Annotated in this window: 17 protein-coding genes and 1 other RNA gene; 14 read left to right on the top strand and 4 right to left on the bottom strand. The window is 67.7% G+C overall.

Annotated elements, in window-relative coordinates:
• Window positions 1-497: 497 nt before the first annotated feature.
• A complete protein-coding gene (locus tag ACK5NO_RS03750; RefSeq protein ID WP_416811326.1) occupies window positions 498-1,823 on the bottom strand; it encodes an ion channel protein in 1,326 nt (441 codons plus the stop codon).
• A gap of 146 nt (window positions 1,824-1,969) precedes the next feature.
• On the opposite strand from ACK5NO_RS03750, the gene prfB reads away from it, so the two are divergent.
• From prfB to ACK5NO_RS03720, 6 genes are all read left to right on the top strand, one after another.
• Window positions 1,970-3,082 carry a peptide chain release factor 2 gene (gene prfB / locus ACK5NO_RS03745; RefSeq protein ID WP_416811325.1) on the top strand — a complete coding sequence of 371 codons (1,113 nt, stop codon included), beginning with the start codon at window positions 1,970-1,972 and terminating at the stop codon, window positions 3,080-3,082.
• Window positions 3,083-3,221: 139 nt separating this feature from the next.
• Window positions 3,222-3,914 (top strand): cell division ATP-binding protein FtsE, encoded by a 693-nt coding sequence (ftsE, locus tag ACK5NO_RS03740; protein ID WP_416811330.1) that lies wholly within the window; start codon window positions 3,222-3,224, stop codon window positions 3,912-3,914.
• On the top strand, window positions 3,914-4,825 hold the full coding sequence (ftsX, locus tag ACK5NO_RS03735) for a permease-like cell division protein FtsX (protein ID WP_416811324.1): 912 nt from the start codon (window positions 3,914-3,916) through the stop codon (window positions 4,823-4,825). The genes ftsE and ftsX overlap by 1 nt, the downstream gene beginning before the upstream one ends.
• Window positions 4,822-6,195, top strand: coding sequence for a peptidoglycan DD-metalloendopeptidase family protein (locus ACK5NO_RS03730; protein WP_416811323.1), 1,374 nt, complete (start codon window positions 4,822-4,824; stop codon window positions 6,193-6,195). The genes ftsX and ACK5NO_RS03730 overlap by 4 nt, the downstream gene beginning before the upstream one ends.
• A 120-nt stretch (window positions 6,196-6,315) precedes the next feature.
• Complete coding sequence (gene smpB / locus ACK5NO_RS03725) at window positions 6,316-6,780, top strand: SsrA-binding protein SmpB (protein ID WP_416811322.1); 465 nt, start codon at window positions 6,316-6,318, stop codon at window positions 6,778-6,780.
• Between the two features lie 63 nt (window positions 6,781-6,843).
• Window positions 6,844-7,770, top strand: a complete 927-nt coding sequence (locus tag ACK5NO_RS03720; RefSeq protein ID WP_416811321.1) for a formate/nitrite transporter family protein — start codon at window positions 6,844-6,846, stop codon at window positions 7,768-7,770.
• Between the two features lie 6 nt (window positions 7,771-7,776).
• Here ACK5NO_RS03720 and ACK5NO_RS03715 read toward each other — a convergent pair whose 3' ends face one another.
• A complete protein-coding gene (locus ACK5NO_RS03715; RefSeq protein ID WP_416811320.1) occupies window positions 7,777-8,748 on the bottom strand; it encodes a serine hydrolase domain-containing protein in 972 nt (323 codons plus the stop codon).
• Window positions 8,749-8,770: 22 nt separating this feature from the next.
• The gene (locus ACK5NO_RS03710) at window positions 8,771-11,410 is read right to left on the bottom strand and encodes an MMPL family transporter (protein WP_416811319.1); all 2,640 of its coding nucleotides are present in this window, start codon (window positions 11,408-11,410) and stop codon (window positions 8,771-8,773) included.
• Between the two features lie 142 nt (window positions 11,411-11,552).
• On the opposite strand from ACK5NO_RS03710, the gene ACK5NO_RS03705 reads away from it, so the two are divergent.
• From ACK5NO_RS03705 to ACK5NO_RS03695, 3 genes are all read left to right on the top strand, one after another.
• A complete protein-coding gene (locus tag ACK5NO_RS03705; RefSeq protein WP_416811318.1) occupies window positions 11,553-12,101 on the top strand; it encodes a TetR/AcrR family transcriptional regulator in 549 nt (182 codons plus the stop codon).
• Between the two features lie 60 nt (window positions 12,102-12,161).
• Window positions 12,162-12,529, top strand: a transfer-messenger RNA (tmRNA) gene (ssrA, locus tag ACK5NO_RS03700).
• Between the two features lie 333 nt (window positions 12,530-12,862).
• Window positions 12,863-13,819 carry an aldo/keto reductase gene (locus ACK5NO_RS03695; protein ID WP_416811317.1) on the top strand — a complete coding sequence of 319 codons (957 nt, stop codon included), beginning with the start codon at window positions 12,863-12,865 and terminating at the stop codon, window positions 13,817-13,819.
• A 31-nt stretch (window positions 13,820-13,850) separates the two neighbouring features.
• Here ACK5NO_RS03695 and ACK5NO_RS03690 read toward each other — a convergent pair whose 3' ends face one another.
• Entirely contained in the window at window positions 13,851-14,924 is a 1,074-nt protein-coding gene (locus tag ACK5NO_RS03690; protein ID WP_416811316.1) for a fatty acid desaturase family protein, read from the bottom strand.
• Between the two features lie 175 nt (window positions 14,925-15,099).
• Between ACK5NO_RS03690 and ACK5NO_RS03685 the strand changes: the two genes are divergently transcribed.
• From ACK5NO_RS03685 to clpS, 5 genes are all read left to right on the top strand, one after another.
• Entirely contained in the window at window positions 15,100-16,065 is a 966-nt protein-coding gene (locus ACK5NO_RS03685) for a calcium/sodium antiporter (protein WP_416811315.1), read from the top strand.
• Window positions 16,066-16,107: 42 nt separating this feature from the next.
• Window positions 16,108-16,884 carry an ABC transporter ATP-binding protein gene (locus ACK5NO_RS03680; protein ID WP_416811314.1) on the top strand — a complete coding sequence of 259 codons (777 nt, stop codon included), beginning with the start codon at window positions 16,108-16,110 and terminating at the stop codon, window positions 16,882-16,884.
• Window positions 16,866-18,503: a hypothetical protein gene (locus tag ACK5NO_RS03675; RefSeq protein WP_416811313.1), complete on the top strand. Its 1,638-nt coding sequence runs from the start codon at window positions 16,866-16,868 to the stop codon at window positions 18,501-18,503. The genes ACK5NO_RS03680 and ACK5NO_RS03675 overlap by 19 nt, the downstream gene beginning before the upstream one ends.
• A 92-nt stretch (window positions 18,504-18,595) precedes the next feature.
• The gene (locus tag ACK5NO_RS03670; RefSeq protein WP_416811312.1) at window positions 18,596-18,880 is read left to right on the top strand and encodes a DUF3039 domain-containing protein; all 285 of its coding nucleotides are present in this window, start codon (window positions 18,596-18,598) and stop codon (window positions 18,878-18,880) included.
• A gap of 20 nt (window positions 18,881-18,900) precedes the next feature.
• Window positions 18,901-19,188 (top strand): ATP-dependent Clp protease adapter ClpS, encoded by a 288-nt coding sequence (clpS, locus tag ACK5NO_RS03665; RefSeq protein ID WP_416811311.1) that lies wholly within the window; start codon window positions 18,901-18,903, stop codon window positions 19,186-19,188.
• Window positions 19,189-19,192 lie beyond the last annotated feature (4 nt).

Raw genomic sequence — 19,192 nt, 5'->3', positions numbered from 1 at the left:
GCGCGCATTCTCTCGTACTCACCACGACGCGGATGTGGACCGTTGCCGGGTCGACCCACGCCACACATGCCCGCCTTGCGCAACCAGCCATACGCCGTATGCCGGTTGACGCCGACTCTCCCGGCTACGTCACTGATCGTCCCCTCGGACCGCTCCAACTCCGCGAAGAACTGAGCTTTCAACTCCTCAAACGACACGATCCCCGCAACTCCCTGAAGTCAGGGTGTTGCGGGGATCGCTAGAACCCGCCCTTCACAGCACCGGGGCCTTTCCATGCCCGTGCGGCTCTCGCGACGTGCCGGGGCGCGGGGCCGAAGCGGGAGCGGCTCGCGCATCGGCCCTCCTGTTGATACCCGTCAGGACGGGTGTGGGCGCCTCGGCGCGCGCCTGATACCCGTCCCGGCCCCGGTGACGGGCCGATGCGCGGGGGACCACCGCATCGGCCCTCCTGCCGCTCTCACGAGTCAAATGGATCCATTTGACTCGTCAGAGGGGGGTTAGGCGGCCTTGACGTCGTGGGGGTCGAGTTCGTCTGCCTCGTCCTCGACGAGCATCTCGGGGCTCGCGGTGACGATGAGCCATACCGGCAGCATGACGATGCACAGCGCTGGCAACATGCCGATTTCGCCGGACACAGCGACGGCAATGAACAACGCAAGCCAGCCGTCGCGACCCACCGCGAGCACGGTGCCCAGCACGCCACAGGCGACGGCGACCATGATGGGCAGGTCGGGCAGCAGCGACTGCACGGCGAGGCCCGCCGCGGCGCCGATGAACACCGCCGGGAAGATGCGGCCACCGCGGAAGCCCGCGGCGGCAGCCACGGTGAGGGCGGCCATCTTGACGAGCGCCAGCACCAGCAGGTGCCAGCCCGTGAGGTCGCCAGCCATGCCGATGAGGTCGATGGTCTGGTCGGCGCCCTTGAACAGCGTCAGTGGACCGCCGATGGCTCCCAACACGCCCAGGATCAGGCCGCCGAGGGTCGCGTAAAGGATCGGGTTGCGGAAACGGCGGAAGAGCCTCCACAGGTGGGGCATGGCCCACGCGCCCGCAATGCCGATGCCCGCGGCGACGAGCGCTGCGACCACGGCCCACAGCAGCTGCACAGCGTTGAGTTGGTCGAAGTCAGCGGACATGGGCATGGCGATCGAGACTCCGAGCGCCTGCGCCGTGAGCGCTCCGGCGGCAGCGGAGGCGACGGGTGCGAACAGGCGGTCCCACAGCAGGCCGCCACGCTTGGCAGCAGAAACGATCTCCGTGAGCAGTAGCGCGGCGGCCACGGGGGAGCCGAACATTGCGCCCAGCATGCCCGCTGCGGCCATCATCAGCGCGGCATCGACAGTGACCTGCCTGGCGAAGCGCCTGGTAAACCACACGGCAAGCGCGATGGCGATCGCGATGATGGGGCTCTCGGGGCCCAGGCTCACGCCGCCCGCGAGACCCAGGATGAGGGTCAGCGCGACACCAGGAAGTGCTATCAGGGGCAGGGGTGGCGCGATCAGCTCGACTTTGGCGGGGTCGTGGCCGCCGTGGCCCGGTGCGTAGCGCAGCGTGAGGCCCACGGCCGCACCGGTGGCCGTCAGCACCGCGATGATCCACCAGCCGGCGTCTGCCGCGAAGCCCAGCCGCTCAGGGATGTGCTCCCACAGTGCGTGTTCAAGGACCAGCGCCACCTCGTCGATGCCCCACAGCAGCACGCCCGTCATCACGCCGATGATGAGCGCGGGCAGCGTCAGCGACAACAGAGTGCGCTGCACGGTGCGCGAGCGGTGGGTGTCGCTGTGGTCGGGTTGCGTTGCCGCGTTGTCACCTTCACCGGTCATGGATCCGAGCATAGAAGTGGTGTGGGTGCGTGCGCACCCAGATCTACGCGCAGCGCGCGGCCGACTGCGGGGAATGGGCCAGGTCTACGCGAACCCCGGGGGTGGGCCGGGAACACAGGCTCGGCGCGCGACTAGACTGGGCTGTCGTGGCTACCGACTTTCCTGCAGAGATCTCCGCGCTGCGCGCGACCTTCACCCAGATCGAGGCGGTGACCAACCCCGCCGCCCTTCAGGACAAGCTCGCTGACCTTGAGCAGCAGGCGGCCGCCCCGAACTTGTGGGATGACCAGGACAACGCGCAGAAGGTCACCAGCGCATTGTCTGCGACCAAGTCTGAACTGGACCGCGTCACCGCCATGGGATCGCGTATCGACGACCTCGAGGTGTTGGTCGAGCTCGGTATCGAGGGCGAGGACGAGGACACCCTCGCGGAGGCTGACGCTGAGCTGGAGAAGCTCCGCGCCGACCTGTCCGCGATGGAGGTGCGCACCCTCATGACCGGGGAATGGGACGAGCGCAACGCCGTCGTCACCATCCGCTCGGGCGCTGGCGGCGACGACGCCACCGACTTTGCCGAGATGCTGCTGCGCATGTACCTGCGCTGGGCCGAGCGTCACGGCTACGGCACCAAGGTGCTCGACACCTCCTACGCTGAAGGCGCGGGCATCAAGTCCGCGACCTTCGAGATCAACGCCCCGTACGCCTTTGGCACGCTGTCGGTCGAGGCCGGCACGCACCGACTGGCTCGCATCAGCCCGTTTGGTTCTGCCGACAAGCGTCAGACCTCGTTCGCGGCGGTTGAGGTCATTCCGCAGATTGAGTCGACTGACTCGATCGAGGTACCCGAGTCGGAGATCAAAGTGGACGTGTTCCGCTCCTCCGGTCCCGGTGGCCAGTCGGTCAACACCACCGACTCCGCGGTGCGCCTGACGCACCTTCCCACCGGCATCGTGGTGTCGATGCAGGACGAGAAGAGCCAGATCCAGAACCGCGCCGCCGCCATGCGAGTGCTGCAGTCCCGACTGCTGCTGCTCAAGAAGGAAGAAGAGGCGGCACAGAAGAAGGAACTGGCCGGCGACATCAAGGCCAGCTGGGGCGACCAGATGCGGTCGTACTTCCTTTACGGCCAGCAGTTGGTCAAGGACCTTCGCACCGGTTACGAGGTAGGAAACCCTCAGGTGGTGTTCGACGGCGAACTCGACGGCTTCATCGACGCCGGAATCAGGTGGCGCCGCCAGCAGCAGGCGCAGCAGGACTGAACCGGCGGATCGGGCGTTCTCAGGCCTGAGAGCGTGTGACAGATCTCCCACGCCCAGCCCGGCGCGCCTGCGGGAGAACGCCCGGCGGCCTTCTTACTCTGCTGTGAGCGCGGGTCACCAACCCCCCGTGCCTGGAAGCATGATTCGACTCGACAACGTCAGCAAGGTCTACACCCGCGGTGCTAGGCCGGCGCTCGACAACGTCTCGGTGGAGATCGAGCGAGGGGACTTTGTGTTCCTCGTCGGCTCCTCCGGGTCCGGCAAGTCCACGTTCCTCAAGTTGATCCTGCGTGAGGAAAGGCCCACCTCTGGCGAGGTCTACGTTGCCGGCAGGCACCTCAACCGGCTGTCGAGCTGGCGTGTGCCGCACCTGCGACGCGAGATTGGCGCGGTGTTCCAGGACTTCCGCCTGCTTCCCAACAAGACCGTGTACCAGAACGTGGCTTTCGCCCTCCAGGTGATCGGCAAGAGCCGGCGTGAGATCGAGCAGAACGTCCCCGAGATGCTGGAGCTCGTGGGCCTGGCGGGCAAGGAACGGCGCTTGCCTCACGAGCTGTCGGGCGGCGAGCAGCAGCGCGTCGCGATCGCGCGCGCGTTCGTCAACCGGCCCCCGATCCTGCTGTGCGACGAGCCCACCGGAAACCTTGACCCCGGCACGTCCGTGGGCATCATGCGCCTGCTGGACCGGATTAACCGCACGGGCACCACGGTCCTGATGGCCACCCACGACGACGAGATCGTCGACCAGATGCGCAAGCGCGTCATCGAGCTCAAGGGTGGTCACCTGGTCCGTGACCAGGACCGCGGCGTCTACGGGCTGGAGACGGTCTGATGCGTCTGAAGTTCATCCTCGGCGAGGTCTTCAACGGCCTTCGCCGCAACGCCACCATGGCGCTGTCCGTGGTGCTCGTGACATTCGTGTCGCTGACCTTTGTGGGCGCGGCCGTGCTCACCCAGATGCAGGTCCAGCAGCTCAAGGACGCCTGGTACGGCAAGGTCGAGGTGTCGATCTTCCTGTGCCCAGAGAACTCCCTGTACGAGCAGTGCGCCTCCGGCGGCGTCACCACCGCGCAAGAGGACGAGATTCGCGCGGTGCTCGAGGAGGGCTCCGTCGCGAGCCTCGTGGACGAGGTCTACTACGAGACGCGCGAAGAGGTCTACGAGAACATCGTCGCGGCCGACGACACGGGCGCGTTCTCTCAGGTGGAACCGTCCGCACTCGGCCCTGTCTTCCGCGTCAAGCTCACCGACCCCGAGCAGTTCCAAGTGGTCGCCGATGCGACCGCGGGCCTGGCGGGCGTCGAGGAGGTCAAGGACCAGCGCGAGGTGTTCGACCAGCTGTTCATGTTCCTCAACGCCGCGACGTTTGTGGCCGCAGGGCTTGCCGCCGTCATGATGCTCGCGGCCGTCCTGCTCATCACGACCACCATCCGCCTGTCCGCGCTGAGCCGTAGACGCGAGACCACGATCATGCGCATGGTCGGATCCTCCAAGAGCCTGATTCAGATGCCGTTCATGCTCGAAGGCGCGGTCGCGGCTACCGCGGGCGCCCTGCTCGCGATCACCGGACTGTGGCTTGCGGCCAAGTACCTCATCGAGGACTGGCTGACCGGCTCGATCGCGTGGGTCGACTACGTGGGACGCGAAGACGTGTGGACCGTCGCGCCGTGGCTGATCCTGATCGCGGTGGGTCTGGCGGCGTTCGCCTCGCTCGTGACGCTCGGAAAGTACACGCGCGCATGATCCTCCGTCGGCGCCTGTCGCTCATCGTCGCAGCCATTCTTATGGGTGCAGTCCTCTCCGGCATCGCGGTCGGCACCGCCGTGGCCATGGGTGGCACGTCCCAGCAGGTCCAACAGAAGTCGTCCGACGACTACCAGGACGACATCGACGCCAAGGAAGACGATCGCGCCGCCGCGCAGAAGCAGGCGGAGGCCATCGAGCACGCGCTCGAGGACACCGACGCGAAGATCGTCGAGGCCAACGCCAAGCTCACCAAGCTCAATGAGCAGCTGCCTGCACTGCAGGAAGCTCTCGACGCCGCCAATGAGAAGGTCGAGGCCGCCGTGGTGCAGCAGGGCCTCATCGCCGACAAGCTGGTGGCGGCCGAGGCTCAGGACCAGGCCATCACGGACCAGATTGCCGCCGACGAAGAGCGCACTGCGGAGCTTGAGGCGCTGGTCGCTGCCATCGCCCGCGAGACCTACAAGGGCGGGGACAGCAGCCAGACGCTCAGCATCCTCTTCGGCGCCTCCGACGCGCGCGAGTTTGTCGACGAGTACATGGCGCAAGAGTCTGCCGCCCGGGTGCAGTCGCACGCTCTCGCTGAGCTCGACGAGATCGCCGCCGTCAACGTCAACCGTGGCTCTCGCCAGGTGGCGGTGCGCGACTACATCGCCGAGCTCAAGGTCGAGGCCGACGCCCTCGTGGTGGAACTTGAGGGGCTGCGTGACGTGGCCGCCGAAGCCAAGGCAGAGGTCGACGCCCTCGTCGACCAGCAAGAGGAACTCAAGGCCTACCTCGAGAGCCAGCGCGCGACCTTCGTCAAGCAGCAGGAGGAGAACGAGCGTCTCCAGGAGAAGCTGCGCAGCGACGTGCTGAGCCTGTACAAGAAGAAGGCCGCGGCATTCGAGCGCGAGGAAGAGGCTCGCAAGAAGGCAGAGCAGGAAGCTGCGGACCGCGAGAACGCCAACAACTCAAACAAGCTCGGCAAGGGTTCGCTCGCGTACCCCACGAAGAACGTCTACATCACGTCGAGCTTCGGCTGGCGCATCCACCCCATCTACGGCTACTCGAAGCTGCACGCGGGCACCGACTTCCGCGCGTACTGCGGCACCCCGATCTACGCCGCGCGCGGTGGCACGGTGGAGTGGGCGACGTGGAGGGCCGGCTACGGCAACCAGGTGCTGATCGACCATGGCTACGTGGGCGGCAAGTCACTCATCACCAACTACAACCACCTGTCGCGTTACGCGGTCAGTAGTGGTCAGACGGTGGCACGGGGAGACCTGGTGGGGTACTCGGGTAACACGGGCTCGTCGACGGCCTGCCACCTGCACTTCGAGGTTTACGTCAACGGCCAGGTGACCAACCCCATGAACTACCTGCCCTAACGCTGACGGCGTGAGGGGGTGAGGGCCCTGGCATACGGCCGATGCGCATATCGCCTACACTCATACCTCGCGTCTGTGCATGGCAGGGCCCACGCAGCCCACGAGTCGAGGAGGTGAGTCATGGCTGACGGCGTCAAGGTGATCGCGACCAATCGGTCGGCTCGCCACGACTACTTCATTGACCAGACCTATGAGGCCGGACTGGTGCTGCGAGGCACGGAGGTCAAGGCTCTGCGCATGGGTCGCGCCGCGATTGGCGACGGCTACATTCACGTGGAGAACGGTGAGGTGTGGCTCGAGAACGTCCACATCCCTGAATACGTGCAGGGCACGTGGACCAACCACGCGCCGCGTCGCAAGCGCAAGCTGCTGCTGCACCACGGCGAGATCGACGAACTGTTGATCAAGACCCGCGAGAAGGGTTTCACGATCGTGCCGCTGCGGCTGTACTTCGTGAAGGGCAAGGTCAAGATCGAGATCGGTATCGGTCGAGGCAAGAAGATGTACGACAAGCGTCAGGCCCTGCGCCAGAAGCAGGACGACCGCGAGGCGCAGCGCGCCATGAGCCTGCGCCGCGCGGACTAGTTCCGTCTCGCCCCGGACCAAAGTCTCCGCGACACGCCGTGAGGCGCGCCTACCGTCGTGTCCATGCTTTCGATCCCCGAATCCGTCGCGCTGCAGGCCGACTCCGCCGCCCAGAAGGTCGCCGCCACGCGCAAGCCGTGGCGCTTCCTGGTCGCCACGATGCTCGCTGGCCTGTGGGTCGGCGGCGGCGTCTATGTGATGTTCTCCGCGGCGGGACCGTTCTTTGTCGCGGGTGAGCCGGCGACCCGCCTTGTCTCGGGAGCGGTGTTCGCGATCGCGCTGACGTTCGTGGTGTTTGCGGGTTCGGAGCTCGCCACCTCCGCGATGATGGTGCTGCCCATTGGCGCGATGCGCCGCACCATCTCGTGGCTCCAGGCCGCGGGCACGCTCGCCTTCATCTTCGTGGGCAACCTCATTGGCTCGCTCATCCTCGCGTGGGTGCTCATCCAGTCCGGCATCTTCAATGACGCTGCGACGGGCGGCATGCTCGACGGCATTCTCACGCTCAAACTCAGCCACACCGACGGGCAACTGTTCTTCCGCGCCGTGATGTGCAACATCTTGGTGTGCGTCGCGATCTGGTCCGCTGGCCGCGTGAAGTCCGAGTCCGCCAAGGCGATCGTGATCTTCTGGGGCGTCTTTGGCTTCATTGCCTCGGGATTCGAGCACGTGGTCGCCAACATGACCATCTTCGGAGCGGGCGTGCTGGGTGGCTCAAGCGTCGACGTGACGTGGCTTGACTTCGCTCACAACATGTTCTGGGTGGGCCTGGGCAATCTCGCGGGCGGCATGATCGTGCTTGCCATGGCGTACACGTTCATCGCTGGCCGTCGCCCGGCCGATGCGGTGGTCACCGAGGCCATCGACGGCGCCGATGCTGCCGTGGAGCAGGCACCCGTGGCCGACGCGACGGACGACGAACTCGCCGCCATGCTACGCGACGACGACGCCGAGGCCTCCACTGCCCCGCGCGGGTCCGCCTCCGCGTAGCGCTCGCTACACCTCGCCCTTGCGCAGGCGCTCGAGCGCCTTGATGCCCACGGCGTCGAAGCCCGATGCGGTGGCCGACACCATGGCGATACCCACGCCCGCAGCTCTGTCGACGCCCACGAAGGACGCGAAGCCACCCGTCATCCCGTTGTGCCAGGTGACCTCGTGACCCTTGACGGCGATGGTCAGCCACGCAGCGCCGATGCGCGAGGCCCCTTGCGCGGGATGGGTCGGGTCGAGGGCGCTCACACCCGGCGCGGTGCCTTCGAGCAACCCCGTCAGCAGCGCGGCCAAGTCGGGCGCGGTGGCGCGCACCCCGCCGGCCGGGCCGATGGCCTCGCCCACCCACGGCTCGTGGAGGCGGCCTGCGCGCGAGCGGCCAGCAAGCGCATCGGCCGTCAGGTCGCACGGCTTGGACGGGACGTATGAGCCGGCCATGCCAAGTGGCTCGAGCACGCGGGTGCGCAGGGCCTGCGCGTAGGTGAGCCCGGCCTGGCGTGCCACCGTGGCCCCGAGCAGTTCGAAACCCAGGTTGGAGTACGAGAACCGCGGTTTGCCCAGTGGTGCATCGGCAGCGAGGTCCAGCAGTTCCTCGACGGATTCGCCGTAGGGGTTCTCGCCGCGCCTCCACATGCGCCACGTGCGAGTCCATTGCGAGCGCTCACCGCCATCGGGTTGCAGGCGGGGCAGGCCTGAGCGGTGCTGGGCGAGCGAGCCGAGCGTGACGCCCGCCCAGGACGCCTCGGGCCTGTCGAGGGCATCGCCAAGCGTGAGGTCCTCGGTGATCTCGCCGCGCTCGATCGCGTCCCTGTAGAGGAGCCCGGTGAGGCCTTTCGAGACCGAGCCGACCTCCGCATCGGCCCTGTCGGGAACGCCGAACGCCCGCCACTGGCTCTCGCCGTCTCGCGAGGCGGCGACGAGAACTCGATCGTGGCGGGCGTTCAGTGAGTCACGGATCTTGGCGAGGTCGATCGACATGCGACCACGCTAGGTGACCCGACTAGCGCTGCGCGTCCTCCCCAGGGACGGTCTCGGGCTCGGGGGCTTCCGTCGCAGGGACGGGGTGCTCGCGCTCCAGGGCCGCGCCTTCGACATCGACGTTGGGCAGGATCTTGTCGAGCCACCTGGGCATCCACCAGGCGCCCTCGCCCACGAGGTGCATGAGCGACGGCACGATCAGCATGCGCACCACGAAGGCGTCGAACAGCACGCCCACCGCGAGACCAAAGCCCATGGGGCGAATCATCGTGATGTGGGAGAACACGAAGCCGCCGAAGACCGACGCCATGATGATGGCCGCCGCGGTGACGACCGCGCGGCCGTGCCGCATCCCCGCGACCACGGACTCCCGTGCGCTCGAGCCGTGCACGAACGCCTCGCGCATGCCCGAGGTGATGAACAGCTGGTAGTCCATCGCGAGACCGAACAGGATGCCCGTGAGCATGATCGGCAGGAACGACAGGATGGGACCAGGGGAGTGGACCCCGAAGATGTCCGACAGCCATCCCCACTGGTACACGGCCGTGACCGCACCGAACGCGGCGAACAGACTGAGCACAAAGCCCAGGGTCGCGATGACCGGCACCAGGATCGAGCGGAACACCACGATCAGGATGACGAGCGACAATCCCACGACCACGGCGAGGTAGACGGGCAGGGCCTCATCGAGCTTCTCCGAGATGTCGATGTTCGCTGAGGCGGAGCCGGCCACGCCCAGGACGGTGCCGTCGAGTGCGCTGCCGTCGTCGAGCGGCGACAGCGCGCGCAGGTCGTGGACCAACTGGACCGTGGACTCCGAGGTGGGGCCCTCGTTCGGGATCACCTGGAAGGCCAGGAACGTGCCGTCCTCGGACACCCCGGCGGGCGCGACGGCCGCGACATCGTCGTTCTCCAGGAACAGGTTCTCGAGCTCGACCTGGGTCGCGAGGAGGGTGTCCTCGGTCGTGGCCTGCTCCAGTTGTGCCGTCACCACCAGCGTGCCGTTGAGACCCTCGCCGAACTTTGCGTCGATGGCCGTGTATGCCTTGTAGGCGGTGGCGTCCGGCTGCTCCTGGTCGCCTGCGGGAAGGCCCAGACGCATCGAGAACGACGGGATGGCGATGACGCCGAGCAGCACCACGCCCGCGAGCACCTGGAGCCAGGCGCGGGAGTTCTTGATGGGCGTGTACGGAGCCTCGGGCTCCATGGCCTGGCCGATCTTGTCGCGCGAGCGGCGCGAGATGGCCTTGATGCCAATCAGGCCCAGCACGGCGGGCACGAGCGTGACGGCAACGAGCACCGCAATCGCGACACAGAACGCCGCGACGCTACCCATCACGCCAATGAAGGGGATGCCCGTGACATTGAGCGCCAGGAGCGCGATCAGCACCGTGGTGCCCGCGAATACGACCGCGTTGCCCGCGGTGCCGGTGGCCAGACCGATGGACTCATGGATGTCCAGGCCGCGCTTGAGGTTCAGGCGGTGGCGGTTGATGATGAACAGCGCGTAGTCGATGCCGACCGCGAGCGCGAGCATGACTCCGAGCACCGGGGTGACCGAGGACATGTCGACGGTGCCCGACAGCGCGAGCGAGGCCGCGACGCCGACGCCGACGCCCACCACCGAGGTGATGATGGGGGTGAGCGCGGGCCACGCCACGCGCATCATGACAAACAGCACGACGAGCGCGAGGAACACGCCGACGATCTCGCCGACGCCCAGGATTCCCGAGACCTCGGTGGCCAGTTCTGCGGAGAAGAACGTCTCGATGCCGTCCAGCTGGGCCGACTCGAAGGACTCCATGACCGCGTCCTTGTCCTCCTGCGCAAGGGTCAGCATGTCTTCGTGGAAGGTGACCGCGCCGAGCGCGGTGGTGCCGTCTTCGGACACGGCGCGGATCGACGAGGCGTTGTCGGCGAGCTGCGCGCCGAGCTCAAGCTGCTCGCTTTGGACCGTGAGTTCCTCGCGGCCGGCGTCGAGTTCCGCTTGCTGCGACTGGAGCTGCGCCAGGCCCGCATCGAGCTGGTCCTGCTGGGCGTCGATCTCCGCCTGCTGCGCGTCGAGTTGCTGCTGCTGGGCGTCGAACTGCGCCTTGGCCGCCTCGTACTGGCCGGCCTCCTGGGCCTGGGCGATGGCAGCGTCAAGCTGGGCCTGGCCCTCGTCGAGCAGTCCCTGACCCTCGTCGAGCTGAGCCTGGCCTGCCTCCCACTGTTCGAGGCCAGCGTCGAGCTGCGACTGGCCTTCGTCGAGCTGGGCTTCGCCCTGCGCGATCTGCTCGCGGCCAGCTTCGATCTGAGCGAGCTGCTCGGCCATTTGTGCCTGCGTGGCGTACGGGTCGATCACCGAGGCGACGGCATCGAAACCCTCGACCTCGGCGAGCGCGGCAGAGATCTGCGCCTGCTGGTCAGCAGTGAGCTCGGTGTCATCGGAAGACTGGAACACGATCCGTGCGGTCGCGCCGCCGGTGCCATCGATATTCTCCTCCAGCTGGTCCGCCACCTCCTGGCTCGCGGTGCCGGGGATGGAGAACGAGTCGGTCAGCGTGCCGCCAAAGGCGAGAAAGCCGGCCGCGGCTGCGGCGAGGGCGACAAGCCACGCGACGATGGCGATGAACGGCCGGCGCGCGCTGCCGCGCCCCAGCCTGAAGAGGAAGTTGGCCACGTGAGTGCCTTTCGCGGTGATTCGAGGGGACTGAACGATGGCGCCGTTGCCAGGCGGTCAGTCTAACCCCGTGATGCCAAGTTAAGCGACAGATGTCGGTTATCGAGTGGTGAAGGGCGCATCGGCCGGGCACAATGGGGGCGTGGACGCCCGCATCGTGAGAACCCGGCGCCTCCTTCAGGAGGCCCTCTTTGTGCTCGCCGCACACCGGGGCCTCGACGACATCACGATCTCCGACATCGCCGAACAGGCAGGCGTGAACCGCTCGACGTTCTACCAGCACTATTCCGACAAGGAAACACTGCTCGCCGACGCATTCGACCTGGTAGCCGAGCAAGCGGGAGCCATGCTCGACGGCGTGGACCCCACCGCCGAGCGGGCCCCCGACGTGGTCGTGACCTTCTTGGCCCACATCGAGGCCCACGCCGACCTCTACGTGAGGGTCTTCACCGAACCCGGCTACGGCGCCGTCCTGTCGCGCCTACGCGAGCACATTCGCGCCGCGATCGTGACGGCTGTCGACAGGATCGATGATGTCGCGGTCGAAGTTCCCGTGGACGTGCTCGCGGCGGGCGTCGCGGGCACCGTGGTGGGCGTCATCGGAGCGTGGCTGTCGCGCGACGAGCGCGCGAGCGCACTTGAGGCGTCGCAGTGGGTATGGGCGGTGTTGCAGGGCCCACGCCGACTGTGAGGCTCATGCCACCTTGGAGCATGTCAGTGCGTCGCGTAGACTGGGACGTACAACTGCACAGGGGATGATCGGTTTCGACGTGTGTGCTTTCCCCAGGGGAAGCGGGCCGAGGACGTCACGTTATCTCGTTAACGCTCGTGGCAAACCAATAGGTGCCGATTCCAAGCGCACCGACTTCGCCCTCGCTGCCTAAGCGAGCCCCGAAGTCCGTCAGCCCAGGCTAGATCCCGACCTGGTCCCTGGCGTCATCTAGGGAACTAGCTCCACCGCCTCGTCGTCGGGCGGTGGGGGACTCTTAGACGACTGGGGCTATCGCGCAGCTTGTCTGAAGGTCGCGCGGGTCCGAGACACTGAACATTCAGACTGCGCCCGGAGAAGACCTGGCGTCGTACATGCGGACGCGGGTTCGATTCCCGCCATCTCCACGCTTTCATCCCTGTAGGTGACCTCAAGGCCACCATCTCGCTTCGGTGAGATGGTGGCCTTTGTGGTGCCCGCCCCGCTCCCCGCACCACCCCGCCCCTCCTGCTCGTGTTCGCGTAGATGTCGCCCACTATCGGCAATCTGGCGCGCGCTGCGCGTAGGTGACGCCCAACGCGGTGCTGGGCTATGCGCCGCGCAGCTCGCCCGTGCCCGCCCGGGACACTGACCCTGACCTACGCGTAGCGCGCACCGCACGCCCAGATCTGGGCGAGGTCTACGCGAACGGGAGGGGGGCGGGGAGAGCAGGGCGGGCCTGGGACCCGGGGTAGCGTGGCCGCATGGAACAGCGCGCACTCGGCTCGGCCCCCTTCACGGTCTCCGCAATGGGACTGGGCTGCAACAACTTTGGCCGCAAGGACACCGCCTCCGAATACCAGGAGGGCACCAATGCGGTCATCCACGCCGCCGTCGACGCGGGCGTCACGTTCTTCGACACCGCAGACCTCTACGGTGGCCAGTGGGGCCTGTCGGAGACCCTCATGGGCCACGCGCTCAAGGGCTTGCGCGACCAGGTAGTGCTCGCCACCAAGTTCGGCTTTACCGAGGTGGACACGCCCATTGACGTGCACGGCCCCAAGGGGTCGCCGGCATACGTGCGCGCGGCCCTCGACGCCTCGCTCGAGCGCCTGCAGACCGATCACGTTGACCTGTTCCAGCAGCACCAGCCTGACCCGTCGGTGCCCATCGAGGACACCATCGGTGCGCTCGCGGAACTCGTCGACGAGGGAAAGATCCGTGCCTACGGCGTCTCGCAGTTCACCGCCGAGCAGCTCCGCAGCGCCGATGCGGTGGTCGCCTCGCGCTCCCTGCCCGGCATCGCGTCGAGCCAGGACGAGCTCAGCCTCATTGCCCGCGGGGTCGAGACGGACGGCCGACTCGCGACCGCCGAGGGCATCGGTGCGGGTTTCTTGCCTTTCTTCCCGCTTGCCAATGGCCTGTTCACGGGCAAGTTCACGCGCACGGACCGGCCCGTCGACTCGCGCATTTCGCGGGTGCGCCCGCACATCGCCGAGCAGGCCGACTGGGACGCGATGGAGGCCTACCAGGCGCTATGCGAGGACTGGGGTGTGACCATGCTCGAGGCGACGCTGGGCTGGTTCCTGGTCCGGCCCGTCGTGTCCTCCGTCATCGCTGGCGCGACCAAGCCCGAGCAGGTGCGTCAGAATGCGGCGTCGGCGCACTGGCGTCCGAGCGCCACACAGGTCGCGCAGATCGACGCGCTGTTCCCTGCCTAAGGCTCGCCGATGCGTCCGCTGGGAGGTGCCGCTAACGCCCCATGGCAACGCGCTCGGGGCAGTCGAACGGGTCTCGCGCGGCGAGTCCCACGCGGTTGAGGTACGCGATGACGATGCTGTAGGACTCGACGAGTGAGGTCTCGGTGTAGGGGACGTCGTGGGCGGCGCAGTACTCGCGCACAATCTCGCGGGCGCGGCCCAGGTGTGGGCGCGCCATGTTCGGGAACAGGTGGTGCTCGATCTGGTAGTTGAGGCCGCCGGTGAGGATGGACATCGCCCACCCGCCGCGGATGTTGCGGCTCGTGAGGACCTGCTTGGACAGGAAGTCGAGCTTCACGTCGGGGTCCACGATCATCATGCCCTTGTGGTTGGGCGCGAACGACGCCCCCATGTACACGCCGAACACCGCCATCTGCACCCCGAGGAACGCGAACGCGAGCCCCACCGGCAACACCCAGAACAGTGCGCCCAGGTAGATCACGAAGTGCGCGGCAATCATCGGCAGTTCGGTCCACCGCTGCTTGCGCGAGCCTTGCGTGACGAGCGACGCCACGGAGCGGTAGTGCAGATTGAGTCCCTCGAAGGTGAGCAGCGGGAAGAACAGCCATCCCTGGCGCTGGGTGATCCAGCGGATCAGGCCGCGCGCCTCACGGGCGTCCTCCTCGAGGAAGGAGATGGTGTCCTTCTCAATGTCCGGGTCCGCGCCGCGCTTGTTGGGGTTGGCGTGGTGGCGCGAGTGCTTGGTCATCCACCACTGGTGGCTGATGCCCACGACCGCGGCGCTCAAGATCCGACCGAGCCGATCGTTGGCAGGGCCGGAAGTGAAGACGGTGCGGTGCGAGGCCTCGTGCCCCAGGAACGCGACCTGAGTCAGCACAATGCCGAGCGCGGCGGCCATCAGGAGTTGCAACCACGAGTCGCCCAGCAGGATGAAGCCCGTGATGACACCACCGAGCGCCAGCACGAGCGCGGCGCCATAGCCCGAGTAGAACCCGTACGCGCGGCGCAGCAAGCCCGTCTCGCGCACGGTCGCGGCGAGTTCGGTGAAGCGGTGGGTGATGGGGTTGGACGGGTATCGGGGCGCCGCGGCCGGGCTGTGGGTCATGCGTCTCCAAGTCGGGGGCGTACGACTTCCCAGCCGCGGAACAGAGCGCACCCGGGGCGCGCGGATGGCCCTACCCTACGCGACCGTAAGTTAGGTGTGTACCCCCATTGTGGGGATATGTGACAAGGCGTGCGGTGCTCGTGTTCGCAGGGCCGATGCGGTTACGCTTCCGTGCATGCTCGTCCCCATCCTCGCCACCCTGGGCGGCCTGGCCGCCCTCGCCTGGAGCGCCGACAAGTTCGTCGCGGGTGCGTCCACCGTCGCCCGCTACCTGGGTATGGCGCCACTGCTGATCGGCATGATCGTCATCGGGTTCGGCACCTCGGCGCCCGAACTGGTGGTGTCGGCTTTCGCGGCCGCCGGTGGGGAGCCGGAGCTCGCGCTCGGTAACGCGTTCGGCTCCAATATCGCCAACATCGGCCTGATCCTCGCGGTCACCGCGATCGTCCTCCCGTTGGCGGTCAAGCGAGGCATCCTGCGGCTCGAACTCCCGCTGCTGCTGGTCGTCACCGCTATTGCGTGGCTGCTGCTCAGCGATGGCACGCTGTCGAGTGGGGACGCGGGCGTGATGCTCATCCTGCTGGGAGTGCTGCTGACGTGGCAGATCCTCTCGGCACGTCAGCACGCCGACGACGACCTGGTGCACGACGTCGAGGAGAGCACCGACAAGCGGGCGATGTCGCGCCGCGCGGCGTGGACCTGGCTCATCGTCGGACTGGTGTTGCTCGTCGTGTCGTCGCGAGTGTTGGTCTACGGCGCGGTCGAGATCGCCCAGGCGCTGGGCTGGTCGGACCTGGTCATCGGTCTGACGGTGGTGGCGGTGGGCACTTCGGCACCCGAGCTGGCCTCGGCGCTCGTGGCCGCGCGCCGTGGCGAGAACGAACTCGCGCTGGGCAACGTGATTGGCTCCAACCTCTTCAATACCTTGGGCGTGGTGGGTGTCGCGGGCCTGATCGCACCCGCGACCGTCAGTGACGAACTGCTATACCGCGACCTACCGGTCGTGGCCCTCATGACCTTGCTGGTCATCGCCTTCGGGTTCCGTTGGCGCCGCGACGGCCGCATCAACCGTGTCGAGGGCGTCGTACTGCTGGTCCTGTGGCTGGCCTACACCGCCTACCTCGTGCTCAACCCGTCCTAAGACGCGGCCGGGCGAACACCGGCCCGGCCGTAGGCTTTCCGCATGTCTGCCCCTGAGCCAGCCAGCGCATCGGCCCTGTCCCTGAGGGGGCTGAGCAAGCGATTCGGCGCGACCATTGCGGTCGCGGGGATCGACCTCGACATCCCCGCTCAGTCGTTCTACGGCGTGGTGGGGCCTAACGGGGCCGGCAAGACGACCACGTTGTCGATGGCGACGGGTCTGCTCGAGCCGGACACGGGCGTGGTGTCGGTCCACGGCGTCGACCTGTGGCGCGAGCCCGAGCGCGCCAAGCCGATGCTCGGCGTACTGCCGGACGGCCTGCGCACCTTCGACAAGCTCACCGGCGCCGAGCTCATCTCGTATGCGGGGCTGCTGCGCGGCATGGACCGCGACGTGGTGCGTGAACGCAGGGACGACCTGCTCGCGGCGCTTGACCTCGCGGGGGCGGGCTCGACGCTCGTGACGGACTATTCGGCCGGCATGGTGAAGAAGGTGGGGCTGGCGTGCGCGCTTGTGCATGCTCCCCGAGTGCTCGTGCTCGACGAGCCCTTCGAGGCCGTTGACCCCGTGAGCGCAGGTGCCATCCGGCGTATCTTGACGGCGTTCGTCGAGTCGGGCGGCACCGTCGTGCTGTCCTCGCACGTCATGGCGCTGGTCGAGCGGCTGTGCGATCACGTGGCCGTCGTGGGCGCTGGCCGGGTGCTCGCCGCGGGGACCCTCGACGAGGTGCGCGCGGGCAAGGACCTTGAGGACCGCTTTGTGCACCTGGTGGGAGACGTCACCGACTCTCGGGACCTGGCGTGGTTGCGACAGTCCTAGGCCTCAAATACCGGGTGGTGCGCCACCAACTCCGGCGCGAGTGGTGGCGTGCGCTCATGCTCATCGCGGGCGGCATTTGGGCGCTCACGCTGATCCCGTCGGTGGTGTGGATGGCCGTCGAACTGTCCACGCAGACCTCTGACTCCCGTGAGCAGATTCTCGTGGGAGCGGCCGCGCTGTGCGTGCTCGGCTGGACTGTGGTGCCGCTGCTGGTGACGGGGCTTGAGGACACGCTCGACCCCGGGCGCTTTGCCATTTTCGGGGCCCCGGTGCGCGCCCTCATGCCGGGCCTGACCATCGCCGCGTTCCTCACGATTCCCGCGCTGTTCTTCCTTGTGGTGTTTGCAGTGTTGGCGCAGTCGTGGAGCTCGGACGGTATGGGCGTGCGCCTGGTCGCGCTCGCGGGAGCCTTGCTGACGGTCGCGGTCATGGTGGTGGGGGCGCGCGTGTCCGTGGCGTGGGGAGCCCGCGCGGTGACGACGCGCCGCACGCGAACCTTGAGCGCGCTCGCGGTCGCCGCTGGAGTGGGCGCTGTGGCGCCTGCGGGGTGGATCATCGTGCGCGGCGGCCTGGAGAACGCCGCGGCCTACGAACTTCCGGTGGTCCTCGAGTGGCTCGGCCGCACCCCGGTAGGAGCGGGCATGGTCGCGCCCGGCGCGCTCGCCCGGGGCGATGAGGCCGGAGCGGCCTGGAGGCTCGCGCTCATGCTCGCCACGGTCGTGGTGCTGTACCTCGCGTGGCGCACCAACGTCGCCTATGCCCTGGTCCATCCCGTCGCGCGCGGCGGCGGACTCCAGCGCCGCGCAGACGCCATTTTGGATGCGCCCGGCACCCGCGCGTGGAGCCGAGGCGCCGCCAAGGTGACGCGCGGCGCTGACCCAGCCCGCGCATCGGCCGTCCTGGCCCGCCGTGCGGTGCGGGCGCGAGCGCTCATGTATTGGGCGACCGACCCGCGCTACCTGGTGGGCGCGATCAGCGTGCTCGTGATGCCGGTGCTGTTCTTCGCGCTCGTGGTGCCCGTGCTCGACCTCGATCCGCGGTGGTCGCTCGCGGCTCCCATCCTGCTGGCTTCGTCGATCGGGTGGGGGCGTCACAACGACCTCGCGTACGACTCGACGGCGCTGTGGATGGACGTGGTTGCTGGCCGGCTCGGGCGCGCGGTCATGGCGGCCCGCATGCAGGCGGTGCTGCTGTGGGCGGGGCCGGCCGTGGCCGTCGCGGCGCTCGCGGTGGTGTGGTGGTCGGGGCTGTGGCATGCGATCCCGGGGCTCACGGGAGCGTGCACGGGGGTGCTGGGGGCGACGCTGGGGATTGCCGCGGTGTCGTCGGTGTGGCTGCCGTACCGGGTGCCGGCCCCGGGCGAGAGTCCGTTCGGCGCCGAGGTGGGCTCCCTCGGTGCAAGCGTGCTGGCTCAGGTGGTGTCGGGAGCGGCGATGCTCGCGGTGCTGCCGCTTGCAACCCTTCCGTTGATTCTGTCGGTGACGCTCGACGCCCGCTGGGGCTGGCTTGCGCTCGTGGCCGGCGTGGGCATCGGTGTGGGGGCGTGTGTGGGCGGCGTGCGTGCGGCTGGGGCGCTGTACGACCGCCGGTCCGGCCGGCTGGTGGCGGCCGTCTCCTAACCCGTCAAATGGATCCATTTTCCTTTTGTAGGCACCCTGAGACGAGGAAAATGGATCCATTTGACGGGAAGGGGGGACGTAGACTGACGCGCATGAGTGAGACCCTCGAACCGCAGCCCGACACCGGCGCCCCGCAGGGCGGTACCGCGACCATCGAGCGCGTCGAGCAGCGCGAACTGGTCGAGCCCGGCGACGCCGAGCGTTTCTCCCATTACGTGCGCAAAGAGAAGATCATGGAATCGGCGATGTCCGGCGAACCCGTGATCGCCCTGTGCGGCAAGGTGTGGGTCCCCGGCCGTGACCCCAAGCGCTTCCCCGTGTGCCCCGCGTGCAAGGAGATCATCGACGCGGCCTTTGGCCCCGAGGGCGACGACTAACCCGGCCGTACCCTAGAGCCGTGTCCACTCAGGAGCAGCTGGGGCGCGAAGGCGCCGTCGCCACGCGGCTCGATGACGTGTGGGTCACCATCGTGTGGAACGACCCCATCAACCTCATGAGTTACGTCACTCACGTGTTCCAGACCTACTTTGGCTTCACGCACGCTCAGGCTCAGGCACGCATGCGGGAGGTGCACGAGCACGGCAAGTCCGTGGTCAGCAGCGGGGGCCGCGAAAAGATGGAGGTCGACGTACAAGCCATGCACGGTTACGGCCTGTGGGCGACGCTGCAGCGCAGCGGCGAGTGAGTGG

This window comes from Demequina sp. (assembly GCF_047975725.1).
GTDB lineage: Bacteria > Actinomycetota > Actinomycetes > Actinomycetales > Demequinaceae > Demequina.
This window is presented reverse-complemented; position numbering and strand designations above follow the sequence as displayed.

What these genes read in the sequence shown, in the direction of transcription:
- ACK5NO_RS03750 (WP_416811326.1), bottom strand. Translation starts at nt 1,823, where the DNA reads ATGACCGGTGAAGGTGACAACGCGGCAACGCAACCCGACCACAGCGAC.
- ftsE (WP_416811330.1), top strand. Translation starts at nt 3,222, where the DNA reads ATGATTCGACTCGACAACGTCAGCAAGGTCTACACCCGCGGTGCTAGG.
- ftsX (WP_416811324.1), top strand. Translation starts at nt 3,914, where the DNA reads ATGCGTCTGAAGTTCATCCTCGGCGAGGTCTTCAACGGCCTTCGCCGC.
- ACK5NO_RS03730 (WP_416811323.1), top strand. Translation starts at nt 4,822, where the DNA reads ATGATCCTCCGTCGGCGCCTGTCGCTCATCGTCGCAGCCATTCTTATG.
- smpB (WP_416811322.1), top strand. Translation starts at nt 6,316, where the DNA reads ATGGCTGACGGCGTCAAGGTGATCGCGACCAATCGGTCGGCTCGCCAC.
- ACK5NO_RS03720 (WP_416811321.1), top strand. Translation starts at nt 6,844, where the DNA reads ATGCTTTCGATCCCCGAATCCGTCGCGCTGCAGGCCGACTCCGCCGCC.
- ACK5NO_RS03715 (WP_416811320.1), bottom strand. Translation starts at nt 8,748, where the DNA reads ATGTCGATCGACCTCGCCAAGATCCGTGACTCACTGAACGCCCGCCAC.
- ACK5NO_RS03695 (WP_416811317.1), top strand. Translation starts at nt 12,863, where the DNA reads ATGGAACAGCGCGCACTCGGCTCGGCCCCCTTCACGGTCTCCGCAATG.
- ACK5NO_RS03690 (WP_416811316.1), bottom strand. Translation starts at nt 14,924, where the DNA reads ATGACCCACAGCCCGGCCGCGGCGCCCCGATACCCGTCCAACCCCATC.
- ACK5NO_RS03685 (WP_416811315.1), top strand. Translation starts at nt 15,100, where the DNA reads ATGCTCGTCCCCATCCTCGCCACCCTGGGCGGCCTGGCCGCCCTCGCC.
- ACK5NO_RS03680 (WP_416811314.1), top strand. Translation starts at nt 16,108, where the DNA reads ATGTCTGCCCCTGAGCCAGCCAGCGCATCGGCCCTGTCCCTGAGGGGG.
- ACK5NO_RS03670 (WP_416811312.1), top strand. Translation starts at nt 18,596, where the DNA reads ATGAGTGAGACCCTCGAACCGCAGCCCGACACCGGCGCCCCGCAGGGC.